A 25,601-nucleotide genomic window follows, 5' to 3' on the forward strand; every position below is an offset into this window, starting at 1 on the left:
GTGGGAGCGGGTTTACCCGCGAAAGAAGACAGTTGCCCTTACGCCTCACGCAGCCGCCGCCACAGGGTGGTACGGCTGACCCCCAGCCGTCGCGCGGCTTCGTCCATGTTTCCCTGGCAGGCATTGACCACATGCCGGGCGTGTGCGCGTTCGGCCGTCTTGCCGTGGTGGCGCAGATCTTCCTGTACCGTAACGGGCTGCACCTCGTGCAAGGGTACAGGCACCTGCTCGAACAGCTCCGGAAACAGCGCACTCAAGCTGAAATCCGGGTCATCGCCGTGCAATGACTGAGCACACACCGCCGCCCGCTCGACAATATTCTCCAGCTCCCGAATATTGCCCGGCCAGCGATGGCGCTGCAGGAACGGCATCAACCGCTGCAGTACCCGGGTATCGGCCGGCGTCGCGCCCGGCTGGCGTTCAAGCAGGGCGTTGGCCAGCAACGCAATGTCCTCCGGGCGCTCACGCAGCGGCGGCACCGCCAGGCGCAGAATGTTCAGGCGATAGTACAAGTCTTCACGAAAGCGCCCGTCGGCGATGTGCGCGCGCAGGTCGCAATGGGTCGCCGCGACAACCCGGATATCCACTGGCGTCGGCTCGCTGGCGCCCAGACGCAACACTTCACGCTCCTGCAGCACCCGCAACAGGCGGGTTTGCAACGACACCGGCATATCGCCAATTTCATCGAGAAACAACGTACCGGTATGCGCGCTTTCGATCAGGCCGACCCGGCCACCCTTGCGTGAGCCGGTAAACGCGCCTTCTTCATAGCCAAACAGTTCGCTTTCCAGCAACGACTCGGCAAAGGCCGCGCAGTTGATCGCCACAAACGGTGCCGGTTGACGCGCACTGGCATTGTGCAAGCTTTGCGCGAGCAGTTCTTTACCTGTGCCGCTTTCGCCGGTGATCAGCACCGTCGAACCGGATTGCGCATAACGCTTTGCCAGCTGCAGGGTGGCGCGAAACGCTGGCGCCTGGCCGAGGATCTGCTCGAAACGGTAACGGGCCGTGAACTGCCGTGGCCGCGCCTGGATACGGATGCGCCGCTCGGCTCGCTGGATGGCATGGGTTTCCTGGCAGGTGATGACCATGCCGTCGGGCTGACCCGCTTCGATGATCGGGGTGAGGGTGGCCGCCAGGGTCTGCTCGCCAACGCGGACCAACTGGTTTTCTTCCTGCAAGGCCGCAGTATCGAGGGTCGGCAGCAGCTCGTGGACACAACGGCCCTGCGCCCATTGCGCCGTGACCTGAAGCAGGGCCGCCATCTTCGGGTTGATCGATTGCACGCGCCCCTCGGCGTCGACCGCGATCACGCCATCGCTGAGGTTGCGCAACACGGCATTCAGGCGCTGGTGTTCGCGCAGGCTCTGCGCACGGCTGTGGCAGAGCGACAGGGCATTGTTCAGGGTGCGGCGGATGCTATCGGCGTTGAGTGCCAGCACCCCTTGCACGCCCAACGCCTGGGCCAGCTCAACGATGGTCGAGGAACCGACGATCACCGCAAAGCCCTCATCGACCAGCTGCTGCACCTGGTGGCGGGCCTCTTCGAAGTTGCTGTAGGTGGCCTCGCGCAGCGCCACGGTGAACAGCGACTGCATCGCTGCCAGCTCCGGGTGGGCATGGCGAAAGCTCAGGATGCCGACGCGGGTGGCGCGTGACCTGGCCAGGTCCAACGCACGGATCAGGTCGAATTCGCCCATGTGGATGGCCATCACCGGGGTCGCGATGTGTTGGCGCAGGTACTCGGCGGTTGCCCCCGAACAGATGATCATGTCGGCGCGCTGTTCGGCTTCGAGCAGGCGCGCGGTGTCGAGCAACTGGGCCAACGGCGTGTCGACGATCTCGATGTGTGCGCGGCGGTGGTAATCGCCGGTTGCTTGTCCGATGAGGCGTGCCATGGGACTGGGACCGTCGGCCGGGCGCCGGTGGGTGAGCAGGGCGATGATCTTTGGCAGGTAGGGGGCTTCAGGCATGGGGGCTCCACAGGTGCGTGTGGCAGTGCAGGGGAAAGCGGGCGCCATCGTTGCAATGACGCCCGGGTGGTACTACAGCGGGTTGACCAGATGCCCGCCGTCCACGGCGATGATGCTGCCGGTCATGAACGCACTGGCTTCGCTGGCCAGCAGCAACAACGGACCGTCAAGCTCCTGCAGCCGGCCGAGGCGACGCAGGGGCACCCGCTCGCGGATGTAGCCCTGGCCGGCCTCACTGTCGAAGTAGTCGCTGTTCATTTCGGTCTTGAAGTAACCGGGGGCGATGGCGTTGACGCGGATGCCATGACGCGCCAACTCCAGGGCCATCGCCTTGGTCAGCTGCACCACACCGGCCTTGGCCGTGCAGTAGTGGCTCAGGCCCGTGCCCACGCGCAAGCCGAGGATCGAGGCAATGTTGATGATGCTGCCGCCGCGCCCGGCCTTGATCAGACGCTGGCTGGCACATTGGGCGACGCGGAACACGCCATCCAGGTTGGTCGACAGCATGCTGTGCCACTGCTCTTCGCTCAGTTCGGTAAAGCGTCCGGGATCGCCGATACCGGCATTGTTGATAACCACATCAATGTGGCCGAACTGTTCCTGGGCGGCATCGAAGGCCTGTTCGACGCTGTCGCGTCGCGTCACGTCGAGGCTCACGGCCAGCGCCTTGCCGCCGTTCTGCTGCAGCTCGCCGGCCAGCTGTTCGAGGCGTTCGACGCGGCGCGCAGCGACCACCAGGTTGGCACCGGCGCGCTGGGCCACGCGGGCGAAATGAGCGCCCAGGCCACTGGACGCGCCGGTGACCAGCACGGTCTTGCCGGTCAGGGAAAACGGGGTATCGAGCATGGTGGTTCCTTGTTCTCAGAGCACTTCAAAAAGACCGGCAGCACCCATGCCACCGCCCACGCACATGGTCACGACCACGTATTTCACACCGCGACGTTTGCCTTCGAGCAAGGCGTGGCCGACCATGCGCGCGCCGCTCATGCCGTACGGGTGACCAATGGCAATGGCGCCGCCGTTGACGTTGAGGCGTTCGGGGTCGATGCCCAGCGCCTGCTGGCAGTACAGCACCTGGCAGGCAAAGGCTTCGTTGAGCTCCCACAGGCCGATGTCGTCGACCTTCAGGCCGTGTTGCCTGAGCAGTTTCGGCACCGCCAGCACCGGACCAATGCCCATTTCCTCCGGGGCCAGGCCCGCTACGGCAATGCCGCGGTACAGGCCCAGCGGCGCCAGGTTGCGTTGCTCGGCCAGGCGCGCGTCCATCAGCACGCAGGCACTGGCACCGTCGGACAACTGGCTGGCATTGCCGGCGGTGACGCAGCCGCCGTCGATCACAGGCTTGAGCCCGGTGAGGTCCTGGAGCACGGTCAGCGGGCGGTTGCCCTCGTCCTGAGTCAGGGTGACCTGCTCGAAACGCTCGTCGCCGGTGGCCTTGTCGATCACTTTTTTGCTCGTCGTAACCGGCACGATCTCGTCGGCGAACAGGCCGGCCTGCTGGGCGGCAGCGGTGCGCTGCTGCGAGGTCAACGCGTAGGCGTCCTGTGCTTCGCGGCTGATGGCGTAACGGCGGGCGACGATTTCGGCGGTTTGCAGCATGGGCATGTAGGCATGCGCAGCGTTGAGCTCCACCTGGGTGTCGCGCTCGGCCATGGCCCATTCCATGTTGCGCGCCTGTACCAGGCTGATGTGCTCCTGGCCGGCGCCGATGGTCACCTGCATGCCGTCGACCATGATCTGCTTGGCGGCCGTGGCGATGGCCATCAGGCCTGAGGCGCACTGGCGATCCAGGGTCTGGCCGCTGACGCTGTAGGGCAGGCCGCTGGCCAGCGCGGCCATGCGCCCCAGGTTCCAGCCGGCGGTGCCGGCGGGCATGGCGGTGCCCATGACCAGGTCGTCGACTTCATCGGTTTCGATACCGGCGCGTATCACCGCAGCACGGATGGCATGGCTGGCCATGCTCGGCGACTTGAGGGCGTTGAAGGCACCGCGAAAGGCTTTGCCAATCGGGGTGCGGGCGGTGGAGAGGATGACAGCTTCTTTCATGACCGTGTCCTGTTATCAGCGTTGCGCAATGTGGGTGTGGCGATGGGCAACCAGGTGCTCAAGCAGCGGCGCTGGCTGCAACCACTGCTGGCCGTAGGCACCGAGCGCCTGACGGTAGTGCTCGATGCCGCGCAGCACGCTGTCCAGCCCCAGCTGCTCGGCGTAATGCAGCGGGCCACCGCGCCAGGCCGGGAAGCCGTAGCCATTGGTCCACACCAGGTCGATGTCGCCGCTGCGCAGGGCAATACCCTCATCAAGCAATTGCACGCCTTCATTGATCAGCATGAACAGGCAACGGTCGTGGATTTCCTGGTCGCTGATGGTGCGCCGCTCGATGCCCAGCTCGGCGGCGAGGCGCTCGGCAATCTCGACCACCCCCGGGTCTTCCAGGCGCTCGCGGCCCTGGTAGTGGTAAAAGCCGCGGCCGGTTTTCTGGCCATGGCGGCCAAGGGTGCAGAGTTCATCGGCGAGGCGGAAGTAACTGGGGTCGTGGGCCAGCTCGTCGCGCCGGGCCTGGCGCACCTGGTAGCCGATATCGATGCCGGCCAGGTCGTACATGGCAAACACGCCCATGGCCAGGCCGAGGCCGGTCAATACCGCGTCGACCTGCGCCGGGGTGGCGCCTTCCAGAACCAGGCGATGGGCTTCGCGGGCATAAGGTTCGAGCATGCGGTTGCCGATGAAGCCGAAGCACACCCCGGACACCACGGGCAGCTTGGCGATGCGCCGGGCCACCTTCAGGGTGGTCGCCAGCACGTCGGGGGCGGGGGCCTTGCCACGCACCACTTCCAGGAGGCGCATGACGTTGGCCGGGCTGAAGAAGTGCAGGCCGACCACATCCTGGGGGCGACGGGTGACGGCGGCGATCTGGTCGACGTCCAGCGTCGAGGTGTTGCTGGCAAGGATGGTGCCGGGCTTGCACACTTCATCGAGGGTGCGGAACACGTTCTGCTTGACGCCGAGGTTCTCGAACACCGCCTCGATGACCAGGTCGGCGTCGGCCAGGTCGGCATACTCCAGGGTGCCGGTGAGCAGGGCCATGCGCTGTTCGAGTTGCGCCTGGCTGATCTTGCCGCGCTTGCGGCTGGTCTCGTAGTTCTGGCGGATCTGCGCCAGGCCCCGGTCCAGCGCTTGCGACGACAGTTCCAGCACGGTCACGGCGATGCCGGCATTGATGAAGTTCATGGCGATGCCGCCGCCCATGGTGCCGGCGCCGATCACCGCCACCTGGTTGATGTCGCGCAAGGGCGTGGAGCGGTCGATACCAGGGATTTTCAGCGCTTCGTTCCTGGCGAAGAACTGGTAGCGCAGCGCCTTGGCCTGTGGGTGTTCAAGGGCCTGACGGAACAGGGTCTGTTCGTGTGCCAGCCCCTGGGTCAGGTCAAGTTCGCAGGCCGCACGCACGGCGTCGAGTACCGCCTGGGGCGCGTGTTGTCCGGGTTTGCGCGCTGCCAGCTGGGCGTTCTGCTCATTGAAAAACGTCGCGGTGGGGGCGCTCGGCGGTGCAGGGTGATGGGTGCGTGCAGGGGTGTCGCTGCCGGCGCTGTCGGCCAGCTGTTGACGGGTGTAGGTGCAGGCCTGGGCGAGCAGGTCGTCGCCGTGTTCAACCAGACAGTCGATCAGGCCCAGTTCATGGCCGCGGCGCGCCGAGATGGGTTGGCCTGCGAGCATCATCTCCAGTGCCGCCTCAACGCCAATCAGTCGCGGCAGGCGTTGCGGGCCGCCGGCGCCCGGAATCACCCCCAGGGTCACCTCGGGCAGGCCCAGCCGCGCCGAGGCTACTGCCACGCGGTGGCGGCAGATCAGCGCCAGTTCCAGCCCGCCGCCCAGGGCCACGCCGTCAATGGCGGCAATCAGTGGTTTACCGCGCCGGGCCAGGGCAGGCAACAGGTCGGGCAGGGCAGGCGCCTGCCAGGTCAAGGGGCCACCGAACTCGCTGATGTCGGCACCGGCACTGAACGGCAACTGCTGGCCATAGAGGACAATGGCGCGCACCTGCGGATCGTTGGCGGCGGTTGTACAGGCGTCGGCCAAGGCTTCGCGCAGGGCGTGGCCAAGTGCATTCACGGGGGCGCTGCACAGGCCGATCAGGGCCAGTTCCTGGTCACGGCGATAGTCAATCAACTGGGACATGGGTTCCTCGTCTCCTCAGCGGCCAAAGGCGCTGTCGGTAATGGTCATCAGGTTTGAGCTGCCGCTTTCGATCAGCGTGCGGTGAAGGGTGGCGCGGGGCAGCAGGCGTTGCAGGTATAAACGTGCGGTTTCACGCTTGCCCTGATAGAACGCCTGTTCGTCACTGCCGGCTGCCAGCGCCTGGTCGGCGAGGCAAGCGGCCCGCAGCCAGTAGTAACCGAGCAGGGTGTAGCCACTTTGCATCAGGTAGTCGAAGGCGCTGGCGCCGACCAGGTTGGCGTCGCTGTGGTGGCGTGCCTGCAAGGCCGCACTCACTTCGCGCCAGGCATCCACTTGTTTGAGCAGCGGCTGTGCCAGTTCGGTCGGAACGGCGGGACCACGGGCGAAACCTTCGATCTCTGCAAGCAACTCGCCCAGTGCCTGGCCGTTGTCGGCGAACACCTTGCGGGTCAGCAGGTCAATGCCCTGAATGGCATTGGTCCCTTCGTAGATCGTAGTGATGCGCACATCACGGGCAATCTGTTCCATGCCCGATTCACGAATAAAACCGTGCCCGCCGAACACCTGAATGCCCAGTTGCGCGGCTTCGTTGCCGGCTTCGCTGAGAAAGCCCTTGGCGATGGGCGTGAGCAGGGCCAGGCGGCGCGCGGCGACATCGCGCAGCGACGGTTCGGCAGCGTGATGCAGGCGGTCGACATCCTGGGCGCAGGCATAGGCGAGCATGCGCCCGCCTTCGGCAAAGGCTTTCTGGGTCAGGAGCATGCGTCGCACATCGGCATGGCCAATGATCGGGTCGGCTGGCTGCTCGGGGGTCAGGCGCGGGCTGGCGCGCATCTGCAAGCGTTCACGGGCGTACCCCAGGGCGCCTTGAAAGGCCGACTCGGCGTGGGCCTGGGCTTGCTGGGCAACCGCCAGGCGCGACTCGTTGATGAAGGTGAACATGGCATTGATGCCACGGTTCGCTTCACCCAGCAGGTGACCACAGGCGCCGTCGAAGTTGAGCACGCAGGTAGCATTGCCGTGAATGCCCATTTTGTCTTCGATGGCACCGCAACTGACGCCGTTGGGCTCGCCCACTTGCCCGCTGGCGCTGACCTGATGCTTGGCTACCACGAACAGCGAGATGCCCTTGATACCGGCGGGGGCACCTTCGATACGGGCCAGCACCAGGTGCACGATGTTCTCGGCGAGGTCGTGTTCACCGGCAGAAATGAACATTTTGCTGCCGCTGATCCGGTAGCTGCCGTCGGCCTGAGGCACGGCACGGGGGCGCAGCAAACCCAGGGCGGAACCGCAATGCGCTGCGGTCAGGCACATGGTGCCGGTCCAGCGCCCGGCGATCAGCGCCGGCAGGTAGCGCTGCTTGATCGCCGGGTCGGCGTGGGCACTGAGGGTGCTGATCGCACCGCCAGTGAGGTTGGCGTACATGGTCCAGGCATGGTTGGCGCTGCACAGCATTTCATGAATGACAAAGCCCAGCGTTGGCGGCAGGCCCTGGCCGCCGTAGGTGGGGTCTTTGTCCAGGCCCAGCCAGCCGTTGCTGGCAAACTGGCTGAAGGCAGCGGCAAAGCCCGGCGGCGTGGTGACCTTGCCCTCGTGCAAGCGGCAACCGTGTAAATCGCCGATGGCGTTCAAGGGCGACAGTTGATGGGCAGCGAACTTGGCGCCTTCCTCGACGATGGCATCGAAGGTGGTCGGGTCGAGGGCTTCACAATCGACCAGCTGTTGATAGTGGCCGGCAAGGTCGAGCAACTCATGGGCGACGAAGGCGATATCGCGTAAGGGGGCCTGGTAGGTGGGCATGCAGCGCTCCGGGATGGATTGGCGATGCCCCGTTTTACCAACAGGCGCTGCGCACAGCGTCCACCCCCGGGTTGATTGAGGGGTGGAAAGTGCGTTGGGTGGAGGTGGAGGTCAGTCCAGCAGGCCGAGCCCCTGGGCCATTTGCCGGGCGCTGTCGCGGTCGGCGACATCGAGCTTGCGGAACAGGTTGTTGATATGGGTCTTGACCGTGCTGAGGCTGATGAACAGGGCTTCGGCAATCTGCTGGTTGGTCTGCCCGCGTGACAGGCGCTGGAGCACTGCCAGTTCGCGCCGCGACAGCGGCACGATCAACCCCTGGTGGGGCTGTTCCTTGCCCGCCAACAGACGGGCGAACAGCGGGTTGAGGCGCTCGCGCGGTGGCGCCGGTGCGGCCAGCGCCAGTTGTTCGCGGGTCTGCGGGGTCAGCAGGTGCTGCAACGACTCGAGCTGGTCTTGTCCTTCGTATTGCAACAGCTGCCCGAAGCCGTGGCTGCTGGCCAGTTGCAGAGCGTGTTCCAGGCAGCGCAGCGCTGCATCGCGGGCACTGCGGTCCTGCTCCAGGGCTGTTTCAAGCAGCAGCACGTCGAGCAGCAGGCGCTGGTTCGACTGCGTCTGTGCCTGGTCCTTGAGCTCGGCATGAATCTGCCAGGCTTTGCGGTGCTGCCCCAGGTGGCGCTGCACCCAGGCATAGGCCAGCCATTCTTCCGGCAGCAGGTGTTCGCCATAGCGGCGAAAGCACCCGTGCCACTCGTCCAGCCACTCCAGCAGAAACGCCTGGTCATCCTCGCGTACGGCCAGCCGCGCGCGCCCGGCGCCGGCCGGGCGGTACAGCAGGAACAGCTGGTACTGGCGCGCCATGCGGCGCACTTCGTCCCAGCGCGCCTTGGCCTGGCGGGTTTCACCCGCCGCCCAGTACAGGCAGGCCTGATGGTGGAAGATCCACGCCAGAGCAGCGCAATGCGGGAAGTCCAGCGCCAGCGTTTCAGCCTGGACCAGGCACTGGCGCGCAGGCTCCAGCTGGTTGCCCTGCAGCAACACCAGGCCCTTGCCCAAATGGTGGAACAGGGCATAGAAAATGCCCGAGCTGCTGGTGCCGTTGGGGTTGGCCAGGCCGAGGAAGCGTTGCCAGGCCTGTTCGCCCTTGCCTTGGGCCAGCTCGATCTGGCCGAGCAGCGACTGCATGAGATTGGTGTACCCGCTCAGGCCGAAGGCTTGCAGCTCGTTGAGGGCGCGTTCGGCTTCAGCCTTGGCCTCATCCAGGTTGCCCAGCGCGAACAGGCAGCTGGCGCGGTCGAAGTGCAATACGGAGCTGGCTGCGTTGGGCTGGGGAAGCTGCTGCAAGGTGCGGTCGGCGATTCGCAGGCTGTGCATCAGGTTGCCGCCGAGAAAGGCCAGGCGGGTGCGCAAAAACGCCAGGGTTTGCTGGACCCGCTGCGGATGGCGGTGCGGGGCCTGCTGCCGGAGCAGCCCTTGCAGGCGCCGCAGGCACTGGCGGGCGTGTACCACGTCGTTGGTGACGATGACGATCGAGGCCTCAGTGGTGGCCAGGGTGAAACTGTCGCCGCCGGTTTGCCCGGCCAGCTGGGCGAGGAAATCGACCAGGGTGTTGATCTTGCCTTCGCGCAGCAGTTCGAAGGCATGGCGATCGACGATGGACAGCACCGCCTCGACATCCCCGGCGCGCACGAACTGGTGCAGCGCTTCGGTAAAGTGGCGCTGGCCCAGCAACCACTGCGCCGCCTGCTGATGCAGCTGGCGCAACTGCCGGGGGTCACGTTGCTCAAGGCGCTGGTAGAGGCTGTTGCGCATCACCGGGTGGTAGCGGTACTCGCTAAGGTCGTCCGGGCGGGTCTCGATGAACAGGTCCTGGCGTTGCAACTGGCGCAGTTGCTCGCGCACGTTGCTGCTGGCGCTGAGCTGCCCAGCCAGTTGCAGGTCAAAGACCTGCACCACCGAGGTCTGCTCGAGCAGGCGCAACAACTCGGGCTTGAGCTGGCGCAGGCGTTCTTCCTCAAGGAACTGGCGGGCATGGGCGTAGGCCTGGCGGCTGATTGCGCGCAAGTCGCTGGCCCCACCGTTCGAACCGGCCTGCTCGTATGCCTCAAGCCAGAACAACACGCCACTGATCCAGCCTTCGCTGCCGGCGCGCAGTTGGTAGATGGCGTCGGCACTGAGTTGTACGTTGCGCTGGGCGGCAAGTTGCCGGGTCTCTTCGCTGTCCAGAGCCAGGTCGTGGGCGGTGAGCAGGGTCAGCCGCGCATCGCGGCGCAGATGGGCCAGCGGTAGCCGCGGCGGACCTTCGCTGGCCGCCAGCAGGCGCAGGTTGGGCAGCGGGAACTGCAGCAGTTGGTCGAGGTACTGGTAAGCCTGAGGGGCATGCAGCAGGTGAAGGTCGTCAAGCAGCAAGGTAACCGGTTGGTCACTGCGCTCCAGGTGCTGCTGAATGTCGCTCCACAGGCGCTGCGCATCGCCTGCCGGGAGGCTCGCTGGCACATTCAGTGCGGCCTGCAGGTGGCCCAGCAGGCTCAAGGGCTGGTTATCGGCAGCGCTCAGGCGCAGCCACGCACAGGTGGCGCCGTGGCGGCGGGCGAACTGGCCGAGCAGGATGCTTTTGCCGTAGCCCAGCGGCGCCTGCAGCAAGGTGAAACGTCCGGCATCAACGGCCTGCTCCAGCCGCTCGAGCAGGCGCCCACGGGTGAGCGCGCGGCGCGGCTCGGCGGGAAGGCGTAGCTGGTTGGGCTTGAGCACGGGAAGAAGCATCAGGGCGTATTTCCTTGCAGGCAAAGCGTATTCAGCGCCGGGGCGCACGAGAGGGTGGCGCGCCCATCCTAGCCGAGAGTGGCAGCAGGGTGGGAGTGCCTGTGTGCAGGCGGTTGACCGGCGTTGCGTTCTTGAAACACGGGTTCATTGATGCAAGTGCGGTGTGCAATTCTGAAATCGATTCGATGTCATTAACTTCATGATTAATTTGAATATCGCGTTCAACTATATGATTAATAAGTGTTAAAAAATTCTATTTTGCGCGTGGCATCGATCTTGCTCCCGAGCAGGGCAGCTTTCAAATTGCGAGATCGAGCAACTATGCCAAGCAGTAATCCATTGCGGCGTGACTACGCCCAGACAGACATCGCGCAAGCCCATGAGGCGCTGGCTTCCTACCTGAGTGAGCAGCTCGATGGCAGGCCGGTGGTCATTGAACGTAGCGAGCGCCTGTCGGGGGGCGCCATCCAGGAAAACTGGCTGATCGAGGCCGTGGTGCACGAGGCCAAGGGGCCGCTGCGCCAGCGCTGGGTGCTGCGCACCGATGCCGCCTCTGCGGTGGCGGCGAGCATGAGCCGTGAGCAGGAGTTCGCCGTGCTGCGCGCGGTTCACCAGGCCGGCGTCAACGTGCCTGAGCCCCTGTGGCTCTGCCAGGATCCACAGATGATTGGCCGGGCGTTTTTTATCATGCAGGCACTGGCCGGCAGTGCCAGTGGCTTCGGTTTGACCACCACTGCATTCAGCGCTGAACAACGCCGTGCTATCTGCACCCAGCTCGGCGCCTGCATGGCACGCCTGCATCAAGTGACTCCGCCGCAGGGCGGCCTCGGCTTCCTCGGCTCGCCGGTGAGCGACCCGGTGCAAGACAGCGTCGACCGCTACCGGGCGTTTCTCGACACCTTGCCCGAGCGCCACCCGGTGCTGGAGTGGGGCCTGCGCTGGTGCGAAATCAACAAACCCGCGCCCTTGGCCTCATGCCTGATCCATCGTGACTACCGCACCGGCAATTACCTGCTGGACAACGGCGTGCTGACCGGCGTGCTGGATTGGGAGTTTGCCGGCTGGGGCGATCCGCGTGAGGACCTTGGCTGGTTTACTGCGCGCTGCTGGCGCTTCGCTCGCGCGGACCTGGCGGCAGGCGGTATTGGCGAACTGCAGGACTTGCTTGTCGGTTACCACAGCATCAGTGACCTGAGCCTGACGGGTGAGGATTTGCTGTTCTGGCAGGTCATGGCCCACCTGCGCTGGGCGGTGATTGCCTTGCAGCAACAGCAGCGCCATCTGTCCGGGCAGCAGCGCTCGCTGGAGTTGCTGCTCACGGGCCGCCTGGTGCCCACCCTTGAACACGAAATCCTCGCCCTGACCGGAGGCCCGCAGCCATGAGTCAACATATTGTGAGCGATTTGCTGGCGTGCGCCCGAGAGCTGCTGCTCAGCCAGTTGCTGCCGGCCTTACCCCCGCCGTTGCACTACGAGGCGCGGATGATCGCCAACGCCTTGGCGATTGCCGGCCGCGAATTGGACCAGTCGCCAGCCTGCCACGATGCGGAGTGGCAGGCGCTGAACGCGGTATCAGCGCTGCTGGGGCAGCCACCGTTGCCGCTGGAACAGGCGAAAGCCGTGCTCAGCGAGCACATTCGCCTGGGGGCCTTCGACGCCGACGGTGATGCCCGGCGCTGCCTGCTGGATGCCTTGCGGCGCAGTAACCGTGAACAGCTGAACATCAACAACCCCAAGGTACTGGCTGATGAATGACCTCGCTGCAGGCGCGTTGCGTCGCCGCCGTTGTTATCTGGTGCGCCACGGCCACGTGAACTATTTCGATGACGCGGGCAAACCCCTCGATCCGCGCAGCGTACCGCTGTCGGCTAAAGGCCTTGTGCAGGCGCAAGCGCTGGGGAAGGTGCTGTGCGATGTGCCGTTCGACCGTGCGCTGTGCTCGGATTACCCCCGCGCCAGGCAGACGCTGGATCAACTGATAACCGGCCGCACGCTTGCGGTCGATGAACTGAGCGGACTGCGCGAAATTCGCGCCGGGCGCCTGCGCGACATCCCCACGCACTCGCTGCACGACGAGGTGACCGGGGCCTACCAGCGCGCCGCCTGGGAAGGCGGGCGCTTTCTGCGAGGTGAAGGCTGGGCCGCGTTCCAGGCGCGGGTCCTGTCGCAGTTCAACCGGCTGCTGGCAGACCCTGACTGGCACAGCGCGCTGGTCGTCAGCCATGACGCGGTCAACCGCATCCTCCTGGCCTGGGCCACGGGCGCAGGTTTGCAGGGGCTGGCCGCCTTCGAGCAGGACCACGCCTGCCTCAATGTGATGGACATCGACATGGACGGCCCCCGCGTCGTGCGCGCTTTGGTGCGTACACAGAACTTCACCCCCTATGACCCGACCAAGGTCGGCATCGGGCACACCGTCATGGAGCACCTGTACAGCACCATTGACCCGCGCGGGCTGCACGCCTGATTTCACTTCGACGCCAAGGAATATCACCATGAATTTTGCACTCCCTGCCGAGCTGCTGGCCCTGAAGGCCAAGGTCCGCCGTTTTATCGCCGAAGAAATCGTGCCCATGGAGCGCGACCCGCGCCAGACCGCCCACGGCCCGAACGCCGAATTGCGTCAGGCGCTGGTTGAAAAGGCCCGTGCCCATGGCCTGCTGACGCCGCATGCCTCCACTGAGATGGGGGGGCTGGGCCTGAGCCACATGGAAAAGGCGGTGATCTTCGAAGAAGCCGCGTATTCGCCGCTGGGGCCGATTGCCCTGAACATTCACGCCCCCGACGAAGGCAATATCCACCTGCTGGAGCTGGTCGCAACGCCCGCCCAGAAGCAACGCTGGTTACTACCGATGGTGCAGGGCCACATCCGCTCGTGCTTCGCCATGACCGAGCCCAGCCCCGGAGCTGGCTCGGACCCTTCGATGATGACCACCACGGCGGTCCGCGACGGCGACGACTACCTCATCAACGGCCAGAAGTGGTTCATTACCGGCGCTGAAGGCGCCAGCGTCGCGATCATCATGGCGCGCATGGAAGACGGCACGGCCACCATGTTTCTCACCGACACCGACCGCCCGGGGTTCATTCTGGAGCGCATGATGGACTCGCTCGACAGTTGCTTTGCCGGCGGCCACGCGGTGCTGCGCCTGGAAAACCTGCGGGTGCCGGCTGCTGACGTGCTCGGCGAAATCGGCAAGGGCTTTCGCTATGCGCAGTTGCGCCTGGCACCCGCGCGCCTGACCCATTGCATGCGCTGGCTCGGCCAGGCCCGACGTGCCCATGAAGTAGCCTGCAGCTACGGCAGTCGTCGCCAGTCGTTTGGCAAGACGCTGGGCGAACATCAGGGGGTAGGCTTCATGCTTGCCGACAACGAGATGGACCTGCACAGCACCCGGCTGACCATCTGGCACTGCGCCTGGGTGCTGGACCAGGGCGAGCGCGGCAACGTCGAGTCGAGCATGGCCAAGGTCATCAGCTCCGAGGGTATCTGGCGGGTCATCGACCGCTGCGTGCAGGTGCTGGGCGGGCAGGGGGTCACCGGCGAGACGATTGTCGAGCGTATCTTCCGCGATGCCCGCAGTTTCCGCATCTATGACGGCCCTAATGAAGTGCACCGCATGAGCCTGGCGAAAAAAGTGCTGTCGCGCTTCACCGAGGACAAGCAATGAACCCGGGTACGTTTCAGGACCAGGTGGTGATGATCACCGGCGCAGCCAGTGGTTTTGGTGAACTGCTGGCGCGGCGTCTGGCAGGCCTGGGCGCGCGGCTGGTGCTGGGTGACCGCAACGAGACCGGGCTGGCCCGGGTCGCCGCACAGTTGCGTGAGGCAGGCGCCAGTGTCGTCGCTCAAGCTTGTGACGTAAGCCGCGAAAGCGAGGTCAGCGCCTTGGTCGATGTCGCGGTGGAGCATTTCGGGCGTCTGGACATCGGGGTCAACAACGCCGGTATCCTCACGCCGATGAAAGCCTTCATCGACACCACCGAGGCCGAGCTGGACCAGAGCTTCGCAGTCAACGGCAAAGGCGTGTTCTTCGGCATGAAGTACCAGATCCGCCAGATGCTCAGCCAGGGCAGCGGGGTGATCCTCAATGTCGCCTCGATTGCCGGGCTTGGCGGTGCACCGAAACTGGCCGCTTATTGCGCTGCCAAGCATGCCGTGGTCGGGCTGACCAAAGGGGCGGCGGTTGAATACGCCCGGCAGAACATTCGCATCAACGCCGTGTGCCCGTTCTACAGCGCGACGCCGATGGTGACCGACAGCGAAGTGGGCGAGAAGCAGGACTTCCTCGCCCAGGGCTCGCCGATGAAGCGCTTTGCCGAACCTGACGAGGTGGTCGCGGTGATGCTGATGCTCTGCGCCCGCGAGAACGGCTACATGACCGGGCAGGCCATTGCCGTGGACGGCGGCTTGTCGGCGTATTGAACAACCCTGAAAAGCCCGCGGCGGAACGCGGGCTTTTTTTATCGCTGCCCGGTAATTACTCGTCGCGGATAAATGCCAGCAGATCGGCGTTGATCTGGTCCGCATGGGTGGTCGGCATGCCGTGAGGCAAACCCGGATAGGTTTTCAGCGTGCCGTGCTTGAGCAACCTGATCGCCAAGCGGGCGGAGTCGTCGATGGGCACGATCTGGTCATCCTCACCGTGCATCACCAGGGTCGGCACCTGGATCTGCTTCAGGTCTTCGGTAAAGTCGGTTTCGGAAAACGCCTTGATGCAATCGTAGTGAGCCTTGGTGGCCCCCATCATGCCCTGGCGCCACCAGTTCTCGATGATGCCTTGCGACACCTTGGCGCCCGGGCGATTGAAGCCATAGAACGGACCGGCCGGTACATCGAGGAAAAACTGCGCGCGGTTGGCCAGCAAGGCCTCGCGAAAGCCGTTGAACACTTCAATCGGCAGGCCACCGGGGTTTTTCTCCGACTTGACCATGATCGGTGGCACCGCACCGATCAGCACGGCCTTCGATACCCGCCCAGGCTTGGCCCGCGCCGTATAACGAGCCACCTCGCCGCCACCGGTCGAATGCCCGACATGCACCGCACCGATCAGGTCCAGCTTGCCGGTGAGCTGAATCACGTCATCGGCATAGGTGTCCATTTCGTTGCCTTGCCAGGTCTGCGATGAGCGCCCGTGGCCGCGGCGGTCATGGGCAATGACGCGAAAGCCTTTGCCGAGGAAGAACATCATCTGGCTGTCCCAGTCGTCGGCGCTCAGCGGCCAGCCGTGGTGGAACATGATCGGCTGGGCCTCCTTGTCGCCCCAGTCCTTGTAGTAGATCTCGGTGCCGTCTTGGGTAGTAAAGGTACTCATGGCCTAACTCCTGTGCTCGCCTGGATCGCTGTGGCTGAAGGGTTGGGGTGGCGCGAAGCGGCCGCTCCGGTGACTGCGGGCCGTCATTTTGAGCCGCGTAAGAGTGTAGCCGGGCGTGCCGACCCTACCAGTCAAGGGGGTACCATACCCGCTGAGTATAGTGGAATATTCAATTGATATTGGACGTAATTATGGCGATGTGCAAAGCTGGGCAAAGCTCATAAAAACAACAGTCCAACGCGTCACACGACGTCCGGACACCCAGCCTCTGGAAGCTTGCAATGACCCATGCCGTGATCGAACGCATCGAAACCCTCATTGTCGACCTGCCGACCATCAGGCCGCACAAGCTGGCCATGCACACCATGCAATCGCAGACCCTGGTGATCATCAGGCTGCGCTGTGCCGACGGCATCGAAGGCATCGGTGAGTCCACCACCATCGGTGGCCTGGCCTATGGCTACGAAAGCCCGGAAAGCATCAAGCAGAACATCGACGCGCACCTGGCGCCGGCCTTGATCGGCATGGACGCCGGGAATATCAACGCGGCGATGCTCAAGCTGGACAAGATCGCCAAGGGCAATACCTTCGCCAAATCCGGCCTTGAGTCGGCACTCCTCGATGCCCAGGGCAAGCGCCTTGGCTTGCCGGTCAGCGAGTTGCTCGGCGGCCGTGTGCGCGACAGCCTGGAAGTGGCCTGGACCCTGGCCTCCGGCGATACCGCCCGTGATATCGCCGAGGCCGAGCAGATGCTCGAGCTGCGCCGCCATCGCATTTTCAAATTGAAGATCGGCGCCAATCCTGTCGACCAGGATCTTGCCCATGTGATCGCGATCAAAAAGGCCCTGGGCGACCGGGCCAGCGTGCGCGTAGACGTCAATCAGTACTGGAACATTTCCCAGGCCCTGCGCGCCTGCCGGGTACTGGGCGACAACGGTATCGACCTGATCGAACAACCGATTTCGCGCAACAACCGGGCAGGGAAGGTGCACCTGCATCAGGTCAGCCCGGCGCCGATCATGGCCGATGAATCGATCGAAAGCGTCGAGGATGCCCTGAGCCTGGCCATCGACGGTGCCGCCAGCATTTTTGCCCTGAAGATCGCCAAGAATGGCGGGCCGCGTGCCGTTCTGCGCACCGCACAGATTGCCGAGGCGGCAGGCATTGCCCTTTACGGCGGCACCATGCTCGAAGGCAGCGTCGGCACCCTGGCCTCGGCCCATGCCTTCATCACCCTTAATCAGTTGACCTGGGGCACTGAGCTCTTCGGGCCGTTGCTGCTCACCGAAGAAATCGTCACCGAGGCCCCGGTATACCGCGACTTCCACCTGCACGTGCCGCGCACCCCAGGCCTGGGGCTGACGCTGGACGAAGAGCGTCTGGCACGTTTTGTTCGCCGTTGATAGAGGTAGACACCATGCTGTTTCACGTAAAGATGACGGTAAAACTCCCCACCGACATGGCACCGGATGCCGCGGCCAAGCTCAAGGCGGAGGAAAAGGAACTGGCCCAGCGCCTCCAGCAGGAAGGCACGTGGCGTCACCTGTGGCGCATTGCCGGTCACTACGCCAACTACAGCGTATTTGATGTGCCCAGTGTCGAGGCCCTGCACGACACGCTGATGCAACTGCCGCTGTTTCCTTATATGGACATCGAGATCGATGGGCTCTGCCGCCATCCGTCCTCGATTCATGCTGACGATCGTTGATCACCTTCAATAACAATAAGACGGGTAATAACCATGACCGTGAAAATTTCTCAGACTGCCGACGTCCAGAACTTCTTCAATGAAGTGGCCGGTATCAATAACGACCAGGGTAACCAGCGTTTCAAGCAGATCGTCCTGCGCATCATTCAGGACGCTGCGCGGCTGATCGAAGACCTGGAAATCAGCGATGACGAATTCTGGAAGGCGGTGGACTACCTCAACCGCATGGGTACTAACCAGGAGGCCGGCCTGCTGGTCGCCGGGCTGGGTATCGAGCATTTCCTGGACTTGTTGCAGGACGCCAAGGACGCCCAGGTCGGCCTGACCGGCGGCACCCCGCGTACCATCGAAGGGCCTCTGTACGTTGCCGGTGCGCCGCTGTCGCAGACCGAGGCGCGGATGGACGACGGCACCGACCCGGGCACGGTGATGTTCCTCAAGGGCCGTGTGCTCGATGCGCAGGGCAACCCGGTTGCCGGCGCCACCGTCGACGTCTGGCACGCCAGCACCCAGGGTACGTACTCCTACTTCGACTCCAGCCAGTCGCCGTACAACCTGCGTCGGCGCATCCTCACCGACGAGCAGGGCGGCTACCGTGCGCGCAGCATCGTGCCGAGCGGCTACGGTTGCCCGCCCAGCGGCACCACCCAGGAAGTCCTCAATCAACTGGGCCGGCATGGCCAGCGCCCGGCGCACATCCACTTCTTCATCTCGGCGCCGGGCTACCGTCACCTGACCACGCAAATCAACTTCGAGGGTGATCAGTACCTGTGGGACGACTTCGCCTACGCCACGCGTGACGGCCTGGTCGGGCGCCTGGACTTCAACAACGATGCCCAGGCCTCCCGCGAGCGCGGGCTGGAAGGTCAGCCGTTTGCCGATCTGGAGTTCAGCTTCCAGTTGCAGGACGCCAAGGACGCCGGCGCCACCGAGCGCAGCCAGCGCCCGCGTGCATTGCAGGAGTAAGCCTGCAACGCAGCTGGTTTATTCGCGCCTGCCGGTTGGTGACCGGCAGGCGCGGAGCTCCTACAAACTACCCCGCACCGTTTGATGTTCGTTGTTCTCCTGCCCCTGGCACTCACGCCTAACAATAAATTCAATAAAGCGTGGTGTTGATCACGCGTGCGCCTGGCCGTGCGTTCAGATCGACCCCGTGGGAGTGTGATCGTGAATATAGAAGCCGTAGCGCCCGTTGTGCTGAAACAGAAACGCTACCTTTACGAGTGGTATGTCGTTGGCTTGTGCATGGTCGCGTACATCTTCTCGTTTGTTGACCGGCAAATACTGGCGTTGATGATCGAGCCGATCAAAGCCGACCTGCAGATCACCGATACCCAGTTCAGCCTGTTGCATGGCCTGGCGTTTTCACTGTTCTACGCGTTCATGGGCATGCCCATCGCCTACCTGGCCGACCGCTTTTCACGCCCTAAGATCATCGCCCTGGGCGTGGTGTTCTGGAGTTTCGCCACGGCCACCTGTGGCGTAAGCAAAAACTTCCTGCAGATGTTTCTCGCGCGTATCGGCGTTGGCGTGGGGGAGGCAGCGCTGTCGCCGTCGGCCTACTCGATGTTCAGCGACCTGTTCCCCAAGGAAAAGCTGGGGCGTGCCGTAGGCATCTACTCCATTGGTTCGTTCGTGGGCGGGGGCATTGCCTTTCTGGTCGGCGGCTACGTCATCGACCTGCTGAAAAACACCCAGGCCATCGAGTTGCCGTTGCTGGGCGCGATGCGCGCGTGGCAGCTGGCGTTCTTTCTGGTCGGGTTGCCCGGGGTGCTGGTCGGCTTGCTGATCTGGCTCACCGTGCGCGACCCGGCGCGCCAGGGCATCAAGGCGGATAAACACGGTGCACCGTCACGTGTTTCGATGCTGGATTGCCTGCGGTTCCTGTGCCGCCATCGCCAGACCTTCTTCTGCCACTATGTGGGCTTTTCGTTCTACGCCATGGCCTTGTACAGCATGATGAGCTGGACCCCGGCGTATTACATGCGCACCTTTGGCATGAGCCCGGTGGACGCCGGTTACATGCTCGGTATCGTCCTGTTGGTGGCCAACACCACCGGGGTGTTCTTCGGCGGCTGGCTCACCGACTACCTGGCCAAGCGCGGCTATCAGGACGCGGCGATGCGCACAGGGGTGATTGGCGCGGTCGGCATGGTGGTACCGGCGGTGCTGTTTACTCAGGTCGGTACGCTGTGGTTGTCGGTCGGCTTGCTGGTGCCGGCGATGTTCTTCGCGTCGTTCCCGATGCCGACATCGGCCGCCGCCATGCAGATCCTGGCACCCAACCAGCTGCGGGCCCAGGTGTCGGCGCTGTTCCTGCTGGTCAGTAACCTGATCGGGCTGGGCCTGGGCACGACGCTGGTGGCGATGCTCACGGATCGCTATTTCGGCTCGCCTGCAGCCGTCGGCATGTCGATGTCGCTGGTGATCGCCGTTGCCTCGTTGCTGGCGATTTTCCTGCTGGGCAGAGGTTGCACCCATTTCCGCCAGAGCGTGCAGGCCGAGCAGTCCGCAAGCCACTGACGTGGTGGCTTGGCCCGGGCAGGCTGCGCGCTGAGCAAGGCCTGCCCGGGCTGGCACTTATGACAAAGGCGAAAACGCGGCAGGAAGGTACGCCACCGAGTTCATTTCCTGCAGTTGCGGGGCGGAGTTTTCCGGCGGCCAGACACCGTCCTTGACCGCACGCGTGCGCACGTCCAGACGCTGCTCCAGGCTCGCGTAGGGCCAGATATGCAGGTAGCGCGGCACCCGCCCGCTGGTGGCATAGAAGGCTGCATAAACCTGCGAGTACGCCTCATCGGTGCGCGGTCCCACTGCTTTTTTCCAGCCCTCCAGCGTCGGCTCAAGGCCAGAAGGCACCAGGTTGTATTCGCGCAACTCATAAAAGGGGCCGTGCGGGCCGGGTGGCAGCGGCTGCAGAAACGGGAACAGGCAGTAGTCATCGATGTGCTGGTGCAACAGGTACTCGCCAATGCCCAGGCCATCCGCTGCCAGCAACAGGCGCTGGCGTTCGGCGTCCCTGATTTCGCTTGAGGCGAAGCTACGCATCACCGCAATGGTGTTTTGCGGGCCGATCTCGGAGACCCAGCACCCCACCAGTTCGACGCCTTCAAGCGCTTCAGACAGTGCTGCCTGCAAGCGCGGCAGGGCGAGGGGGACGGTGCGAACGCGCAACGTCAGACGAATCAACTCGTACAGCTGATGGCTCATGTGCAACTCCTCGGGGTTTCAGTGGCGAGGCATCATGGCGTGAGGGCCTGTCGTTGAATAGACGGTTCAATAAAAAAATAAAATAAATTTCCAGTATTTTTCGAGATCGAATGACGTTGACTAGAAATTTACTGAATAAAAAATTCATATAAAACAAAGATATGAGACATTTTCATAAACCATTTTCTACATTTTCCGCTCGATTTTTTGCCGCGTTATAAGCGTGAATAATCCATTGACTATTCACGTAAATGGAGGCACATTTGCTCCACGGCACCAAAACAAAAAAGGTACTCGATCATGCCGACCCATCCCGCTTGTCCCAAGCAGCCGGGTGCCTGTGAACAGGCGCCGGCACCCGCAGCACTGGCGTGCAGTCACGCTGCAGCCCCGAGGGCTTTTACGTCCTCTTGCCCCTTGCTCATTGCCCTTAACCGTGACTGAAGACGGAGTGTTCCTATGAATCCGCTTAGCGTGCCGGACGCAGCTCCTGTGTCTGCGCTATCCAGTGGTCCTGCCTTTGAAGCGCTGCTTGACGGTGTTCGGGCCCGTGCCCGGCTGGGTGAGTTTGATCGCCAGCGTCACATTTCCCGTGATGTCATCGACGCCTTCAAGGCGCAGGGCGTGTACCGCGCACTGGTGCCTCGGCGCTTTGGTGGCAACGAATGCTCGCCGGCGCAGTTCTGCGAAATGATCGAGCGTATTTCCCATGCCGACGGCTCGGCCGGTTGGGTCGCCAGCTTTGGCATGAGCCCGGTCTACCTCGCGGCCCTGCCGCTGGAGACCATTGCCCAGGTGTATGCCAACGGCCCGGACATCGTGTTTGCCGGCGGCATCTTCCCGCCGCAGCCTGCCGAAGTGGTACCCGGCGGCTTTCAGGTCAAGGGGCGCTGGAAGTACTCCAGCGGTTCCATGGGCGCTGACATCGTCGGTGTGGGCATCGCGCCGAAAAACGGCGACAAGTTCGACCTGCCACGCATTGCGGTGATGCCGCAATCAAAGGTACGCATCGACCAGACCTGGGAAACCGTCGGCCTGCTGGGTACCGGCAGCCACGACTTGGTGATCGATGACGTCGTGGTCCCAGAGCAATGGACGTTTGTCCGCGGCGGGGCGGCCAACCTCGACGAGCCGTTCTTCCGCTACCCGTCGCTGTCGTTTGCCACCCAGGTGCTTTCGGTGGTGGGGCTGGGCGTCGCCCGCGCCGCACTCGACGAGCTGGCCGGCATGGCCAGCGGCAGAATCTCGGTGACCGGTGCCCCGGCACTGGCCGACCGCCCGCTGGCCCAGGTCGACATCGCCAAGGCCGAAGCTGCGTTGCGCTCGGCACGCGCGTTCTTCTACGAGTCGATCGAGCAGGCCTGGGATCACGTGCTGGCCGGTAACCCGGTGCCGGCCGAGACGACCAATTTGCTGCGACTTTCTTCGACCCACGCCACCCGCGTTGCGGCCGACGTGGCGCGCACCGCGCAAATGCTTTCGGGCATGACCGGTGTCTACAACGAGAGCCCGCTGGCGCGCTGCGTCAATGATGCGCAGGTGGTCACGCAACACGCGTTCATGGGCGACGTTACTTATCAGAATGCCGGAGCGATCTTCTTCGGCAAACAACCGCTTCCTGGCTATATCTAATTACCGAGAATTGATCATGAGCGATAAAAAAGCATTGCGCGTGTTGTTTTGCATGGGCATCAACCAGAACTTCTTCGACGCCCCGCGTGAAGAACAACTGCAAGTCTGGGCAGCCTTTAGCGAAATGTGGAACGGTATCCATGACCTGCCTGGCGTTGAAGTTCTGGGCAACATGGATGATGACAAAAGCATGGTCGGCCCGTCTGACGGCTTCCCCTGGACCACGTACCTGCTGGCCGATGTCCCGGATATCGAGACCGTGCATGCCGCCTGCAACCTGTTCCGCACCACTGCGGTGGGCGAGACCCCTTACAAACTGTGGCGCTATGCAAAAGTCGAGGCGCGTGTCGGCCGTGAGCTGATTATCCAGCGCACGTGATTGACGGCAACGTGCCGCGAACGACGAACCACTGCATTTAAAAAAACAAAGTCCCGTTGTTGCGATGGCTAATTGCAACAGGCGGTCAAGTGTTGCCGGAATTTCGTCCGGCAAGGAGATACCGTGAGCAATCTGATTCCCGCCGTAAACCTGGCGGTCGACCCTGCCGAACTGGTGAAGGCTGACCGCGTCCACACCTCGCTGTATACCGACCCGGCGCTGTTTGACGCTGAACTTGAAAAAATCTTCTACAGCACCTGGGTGTGGGTCGCCCACGAAAGCGAAGTGCCGGAAGCCGGCAACTACAAGACCACCTACGTCGGCAAGCAGCCGGTGATCGTGGTGCGCGACCGCAAGAAGAACATCAACGTGCTGCTCAACCGCTGCCGCCACCGTGGCGCCACCGTGTGCGAACACAAGAAAGGCAAGACCGCCAGTTTTGTCTGCCCGTACCACGGCTGGGGCTATGCCCTGGACGGTTCGCTGCGCGGCATTCCGCACCCGGAAAGCTACGCCGATTGCATCGACAAGGCTGAGCTGCCGCTGGTGAGCCTGCGCGTGGAAAGCTACAACGGGATGATTTTTGCCACCTTCAAAGACGACATCGAGCCGCTGAGCGACTTCCTCGGTGCGGCGAAGAAGTGGATCGACCTGTTCATGAAGCAGGGCGCCGGCTACGGCATCAAGGTGCCGGGCGAGCACCGTTTCCGCTTCCCGGGCAACTGGAAGATCCAGCTGGAAAACACCACCGATGCCTACCACTTCCCGCTGGTGCACAAGAGTTTCCTGTCGTCGGTCGACGAACAGACCCTGGAGCTGTTCGACTTCGTCGAAGGCCCGGGCTACGTCGAGGACCTGGGCAACGGCCACAGCGTGATGGTGATGATTCCCGACCTGGTCGACCTCGAAGCCGCCCTCGACAAGCCGATTCCCGAGCGTTTCGAATCGCTGGCCGCCGAGCTGCGTGACGAAGGCATCGAAGAGCAGCAGGTACGTCGCATCGTCCGCGCCGTGGGCGGTTCGGGCTTCAACCTCAACCTGTTCCCCAACGTTGCCTGCTCGATGGCGTTCTTCCGCGTGCTGCAGCCGATCTCGGTGACCGAGACCGAGATCCACCACTCGGTGATCACCATGGACGGCGGCCCGGCCGTGGCCAACCGCTACCGCCTGCGCCTGCACGAACACTTCCAGGGCCCGATGGGCTTCGGCACGCCGGACGATTCCGAAGCCTGGGAGCGCGTGCAGAAGGGCGCCAACGCCGGTGAAGACCTGTGGATCATGCTCAACCGCGGCCTGCCGGGCGAGAAGCCCAGCGAAGATGGGCTGGTATCCGACGTCAGTGCCGAAACCGGCATGCGTGCGGCCTACCAGCAGTGGAAAAAGATGATGTCGGCTTGAGAGTGGAGAACCTTATGAACCTGCAATTGCTGCAAGAAGTCACCGCTTTCATCTGGCAGGAAGGCGACATGCTCGACCATGGCGAATACGACGCCTGGCTCAACCTGTGGACTGACAAGGGGACGTACATCATCCCGATCAATCCCAAGGAAACCGATTTCGAGAACACCCTGAACTACGCCTACGACGATCACCACATGCGCAAGCTGCGGGTCCAGCGACTGATCGGCGGCGAGTCGATCTCCACCAGCCCGCAACCGCGCACGGTGCGTTCGCTGTCGCGTTTTCGCGTGCTGGTCGATGACGGCATGAACCTGACCGTGCGTTGCGCGCAGAACATCCGCGAGTTCCGCAAGGAAAGCCTCAAGCACTACACCGCCGACCTGACCTACGAACTGGTCCGTCACGAAGGCAGTTTCAAGATCCAGCGCAAGCTGATCAGCCTGATCAACAGTGACGATACCCTCGCCGGTATCGGCTACATCCTCTAAGGGAGCACTGCGATGAGCCAAGTCGCATTGGTGACCGGCGCCGGCCAGGGCCTGGGCCAGACGTTCTGCGCCCGGTTGCTTGAAGCCGGCTACCAGGTGGTAGTCAGCGACCGTAGCCTGGACGCCGCGCAAGCGTCGGCACGCCTGCTGGATCCTGCCGGTGAACGCACCCTGGCCGTGCAGCTGGATGTCGGCAGCAAGGCCGATTTCGAGCAGGCGCTGAGCCAGGTGCTGGCGCGCTTCGGCGCACTGCACGTGGTGGTCAACAACGCGGCGGTGACCAAGACCACGCCGCTGATGCAGATCAGCCCTGAAGAGTTCGATGCGGTGGTGGGCCTGAACCTGCGCAGCATTTTCCTCGGCTGCCAGGTGCTCGGTGCCTACCTCGCCGACGCCGGTTACGGGCGGATCATCAACATGGCGTCGCTGGCCGGGCAAAACGGTGGTACCGCAACGGGTGCGCACTATGCCGCAAGCAAAGGCGCGATCCTGACCCTGACCAAGATCTTTGCCAAGGAGTTCGCCAGCCGCGGTGTGACCGTCAATGCCATCGCCCCCGGGCCGATCGACTCGCCGGCGGTGCATGCGGCGGTGCCGGCCGACAAACGCGATGCGTTGCGCGCCAACATCCCGGTGCAGCGCTTTGGCGATGCGGACTTCCTCGGTGACCTGATCGTTCAGTTGGCGCGGCCTGAAGCCTACTTCACCACCGGGGCGACCTGGGACGTGAACGGCGGCCTGTTCATGCGCTGAG

At 63.7% G+C, this 25,601-nt stretch carries 22 protein-coding genes; 14 read left to right on the top strand and 8 right to left on the bottom strand.

What is annotated here, in order from left to right:
- Nucleotides 1–38 precede the first annotated feature (38 nt).
- The 6 genes from prpR to I5S59_RS19630 all read right to left on the bottom strand — a co-directional run bounded on the left by prpR (nucleotide 39) and on the right by I5S59_RS19630 (nucleotide 10,715).
- A complete protein-coding gene (prpR, locus tag I5S59_RS19605; protein WP_197878099.1) occupies nucleotides 39–1,973 on the bottom strand; it encodes a propionate catabolism operon regulatory protein PrpR in 1,935 nt (644 codons plus the stop codon).
- A 72-nt stretch (nucleotides 1,974–2,045) separates the two neighbouring features.
- Nucleotides 2,046–2,819: an SDR family NAD(P)-dependent oxidoreductase gene (locus tag I5S59_RS19610; RefSeq protein WP_197878100.1), complete on the bottom strand. Its 774-nt coding sequence runs from the start codon at nucleotides 2,817–2,819 to the stop codon at nucleotides 2,046–2,048.
- Nucleotides 2,820–2,834: 15 nt separating this feature from the next.
- Nucleotides 2,835–4,019 carry an acetyl-CoA C-acyltransferase gene (locus I5S59_RS19615; RefSeq protein WP_197878101.1) on the bottom strand — a complete coding sequence of 395 codons (1,185 nt, stop codon included), beginning with the start codon at nucleotides 4,017–4,019 and terminating at the stop codon, nucleotides 2,835–2,837.
- Between the two features lie 15 nt (nucleotides 4,020–4,034).
- Nucleotides 4,035–6,152, bottom strand: a complete 2,118-nt coding sequence (locus I5S59_RS19620) for a 3-hydroxyacyl-CoA dehydrogenase NAD-binding domain-containing protein (protein ID WP_197878102.1) — start codon at nucleotides 6,150–6,152, stop codon at nucleotides 4,035–4,037.
- A 15-nt stretch (nucleotides 6,153–6,167) separates the two neighbouring features.
- Complete coding sequence (locus tag I5S59_RS19625) at nucleotides 6,168–7,955, bottom strand: acyl-CoA dehydrogenase C-terminal domain-containing protein (protein ID WP_197878103.1); 1,788 nt, start codon at nucleotides 7,953–7,955, stop codon at nucleotides 6,168–6,170.
- 111 nt (nucleotides 7,956–8,066) lie between these two features.
- On the bottom strand, nucleotides 8,067–10,715 hold the full coding sequence (locus I5S59_RS19630) for a LuxR C-terminal-related transcriptional regulator (RefSeq protein WP_197878104.1): 2,649 nt from the start codon (nucleotides 10,713–10,715) through the stop codon (nucleotides 8,067–8,069).
- Nucleotides 10,716–11,036: 321 nt separating this feature from the next.
- On the opposite strand from I5S59_RS19630, the gene I5S59_RS19635 reads away from it, so the two are divergent.
- The 5 genes from I5S59_RS19635 to I5S59_RS19655 are packed head-to-tail and all read left to right on the top strand — an operon-like array spanning nucleotide 11,037 to nucleotide 15,140.
- Entirely contained in the window at nucleotides 11,037–12,098 is a 1,062-nt protein-coding gene (locus I5S59_RS19635) for a phosphotransferase family protein (RefSeq protein WP_197878105.1), read from the top strand.
- Entirely contained in the window at nucleotides 12,095–12,469 is a 375-nt protein-coding gene (locus tag I5S59_RS19640) for a DUF6285 domain-containing protein (protein WP_197878106.1), read from the top strand. The genes I5S59_RS19635 and I5S59_RS19640 overlap by 4 nt, the downstream gene beginning before the upstream one ends.
- On the top strand, nucleotides 12,462–13,181 hold the full coding sequence (locus I5S59_RS19645; RefSeq protein ID WP_197878107.1) for a histidine phosphatase family protein: 720 nt from the start codon (nucleotides 12,462–12,464) through the stop codon (nucleotides 13,179–13,181). The genes I5S59_RS19640 and I5S59_RS19645 overlap by 8 nt, the downstream gene beginning before the upstream one ends.
- 28 nt (nucleotides 13,182–13,209) lie before the next feature.
- Nucleotides 13,210–14,385 (top strand): acyl-CoA dehydrogenase family protein, encoded by a 1,176-nt coding sequence (locus I5S59_RS19650; protein ID WP_197878108.1) that lies wholly within the window; start codon nucleotides 13,210–13,212, stop codon nucleotides 14,383–14,385.
- Nucleotides 14,382–15,140, top strand: coding sequence for an SDR family NAD(P)-dependent oxidoreductase (locus I5S59_RS19655; protein WP_197878109.1), 759 nt, complete (start codon nucleotides 14,382–14,384; stop codon nucleotides 15,138–15,140). Before I5S59_RS19650 ends, I5S59_RS19655 begins: the two co-directional genes overlap by 4 nt.
- A gap of 55 nt (nucleotides 15,141–15,195) precedes the next feature.
- On the opposite strand, the gene I5S59_RS19660 is transcribed toward I5S59_RS19655, so the two are convergent.
- Nucleotides 15,196–16,029, bottom strand: coding sequence for an alpha/beta fold hydrolase (locus I5S59_RS19660; RefSeq protein ID WP_197878110.1), 834 nt, complete (start codon nucleotides 16,027–16,029; stop codon nucleotides 15,196–15,198).
- A 281-nt stretch (nucleotides 16,030–16,310) separates the two neighbouring features.
- On the opposite strand from I5S59_RS19660, the gene I5S59_RS19665 reads away from it, so the two are divergent.
- From I5S59_RS19665 to I5S59_RS19680, 4 genes are all read left to right on the top strand, one after another.
- The gene (locus I5S59_RS19665; RefSeq protein ID WP_197878111.1) at nucleotides 16,311–17,432 is read left to right on the top strand and encodes a muconate cycloisomerase family protein; all 1,122 of its coding nucleotides are present in this window, start codon (nucleotides 16,311–16,313) and stop codon (nucleotides 17,430–17,432) included.
- 14 nt (nucleotides 17,433–17,446) lie between these two features.
- Complete coding sequence (gene catC / locus I5S59_RS19670) at nucleotides 17,447–17,737, top strand: muconolactone Delta-isomerase (protein WP_197878112.1); 291 nt, start codon at nucleotides 17,447–17,449, stop codon at nucleotides 17,735–17,737.
- A 33-nt stretch (nucleotides 17,738–17,770) separates the two neighbouring features.
- On the top strand, nucleotides 17,771–18,703 hold the full coding sequence (catA, locus tag I5S59_RS19675; protein WP_197878113.1) for a catechol 1,2-dioxygenase: 933 nt from the start codon (nucleotides 17,771–17,773) through the stop codon (nucleotides 18,701–18,703).
- Nucleotides 18,704–18,904: 201 nt separating this feature from the next.
- Entirely contained in the window at nucleotides 18,905–20,260 is a 1,356-nt protein-coding gene (locus tag I5S59_RS19680) for an MFS transporter (RefSeq protein ID WP_332262089.1), read from the top strand.
- 57 nt (nucleotides 20,261–20,317) lie between these two features.
- Here I5S59_RS19680 and I5S59_RS19685 read toward each other — a convergent pair whose 3' ends face one another.
- Nucleotides 20,318–20,947, bottom strand: coding sequence for an NIPSNAP family protein (locus tag I5S59_RS19685; RefSeq protein ID WP_197878114.1), 630 nt, complete (start codon nucleotides 20,945–20,947; stop codon nucleotides 20,318–20,320).
- 459 nt (nucleotides 20,948–21,406) lie between these two features.
- Here I5S59_RS19685 and iacA point away from each other — a divergent pair, with 459 nt between their 5' ends.
- From iacA to I5S59_RS19710, 5 genes are all read left to right on the top strand, one after another.
- The gene (gene iacA / locus I5S59_RS19690; RefSeq protein ID WP_197878115.1) at nucleotides 21,407–22,579 is read left to right on the top strand and encodes an indole-3-acetate monooxygenase; all 1,173 of its coding nucleotides are present in this window, start codon (nucleotides 21,407–21,409) and stop codon (nucleotides 22,577–22,579) included.
- A 16-nt stretch (nucleotides 22,580–22,595) separates the two neighbouring features.
- Nucleotides 22,596–22,958: an IacB protein gene (locus I5S59_RS19695; RefSeq protein ID WP_128325479.1), complete on the top strand. Its 363-nt coding sequence runs from the start codon at nucleotides 22,596–22,598 to the stop codon at nucleotides 22,956–22,958.
- 123 nt (nucleotides 22,959–23,081) lie between these two features.
- A complete protein-coding gene (locus tag I5S59_RS19700; protein ID WP_197878116.1) occupies nucleotides 23,082–24,356 on the top strand; it encodes an aromatic ring-hydroxylating oxygenase subunit alpha in 1,275 nt (424 codons plus the stop codon).
- A 14-nt stretch (nucleotides 24,357–24,370) separates the two neighbouring features.
- Complete coding sequence (locus tag I5S59_RS19705; RefSeq protein WP_197878117.1) at nucleotides 24,371–24,847, top strand: aromatic-ring-hydroxylating dioxygenase subunit beta; 477 nt, start codon at nucleotides 24,371–24,373, stop codon at nucleotides 24,845–24,847.
- Between the two features lie 12 nt (nucleotides 24,848–24,859).
- Nucleotides 24,860–25,600 (top strand): SDR family NAD(P)-dependent oxidoreductase, encoded by a 741-nt coding sequence (locus tag I5S59_RS19710; RefSeq protein WP_128325476.1) that lies wholly within the window; start codon nucleotides 24,860–24,862, stop codon nucleotides 25,598–25,600.
- Nucleotide 25,601 lies beyond the last annotated feature (1 nt).

Source organism: Pseudomonas alkylphenolica (assembly GCF_016009175.1).
Classification (GTDB): Bacteria; Pseudomonadota; Gammaproteobacteria; order Pseudomonadales; family Pseudomonadaceae; genus Aquipseudomonas; species Aquipseudomonas alkylphenolica_B.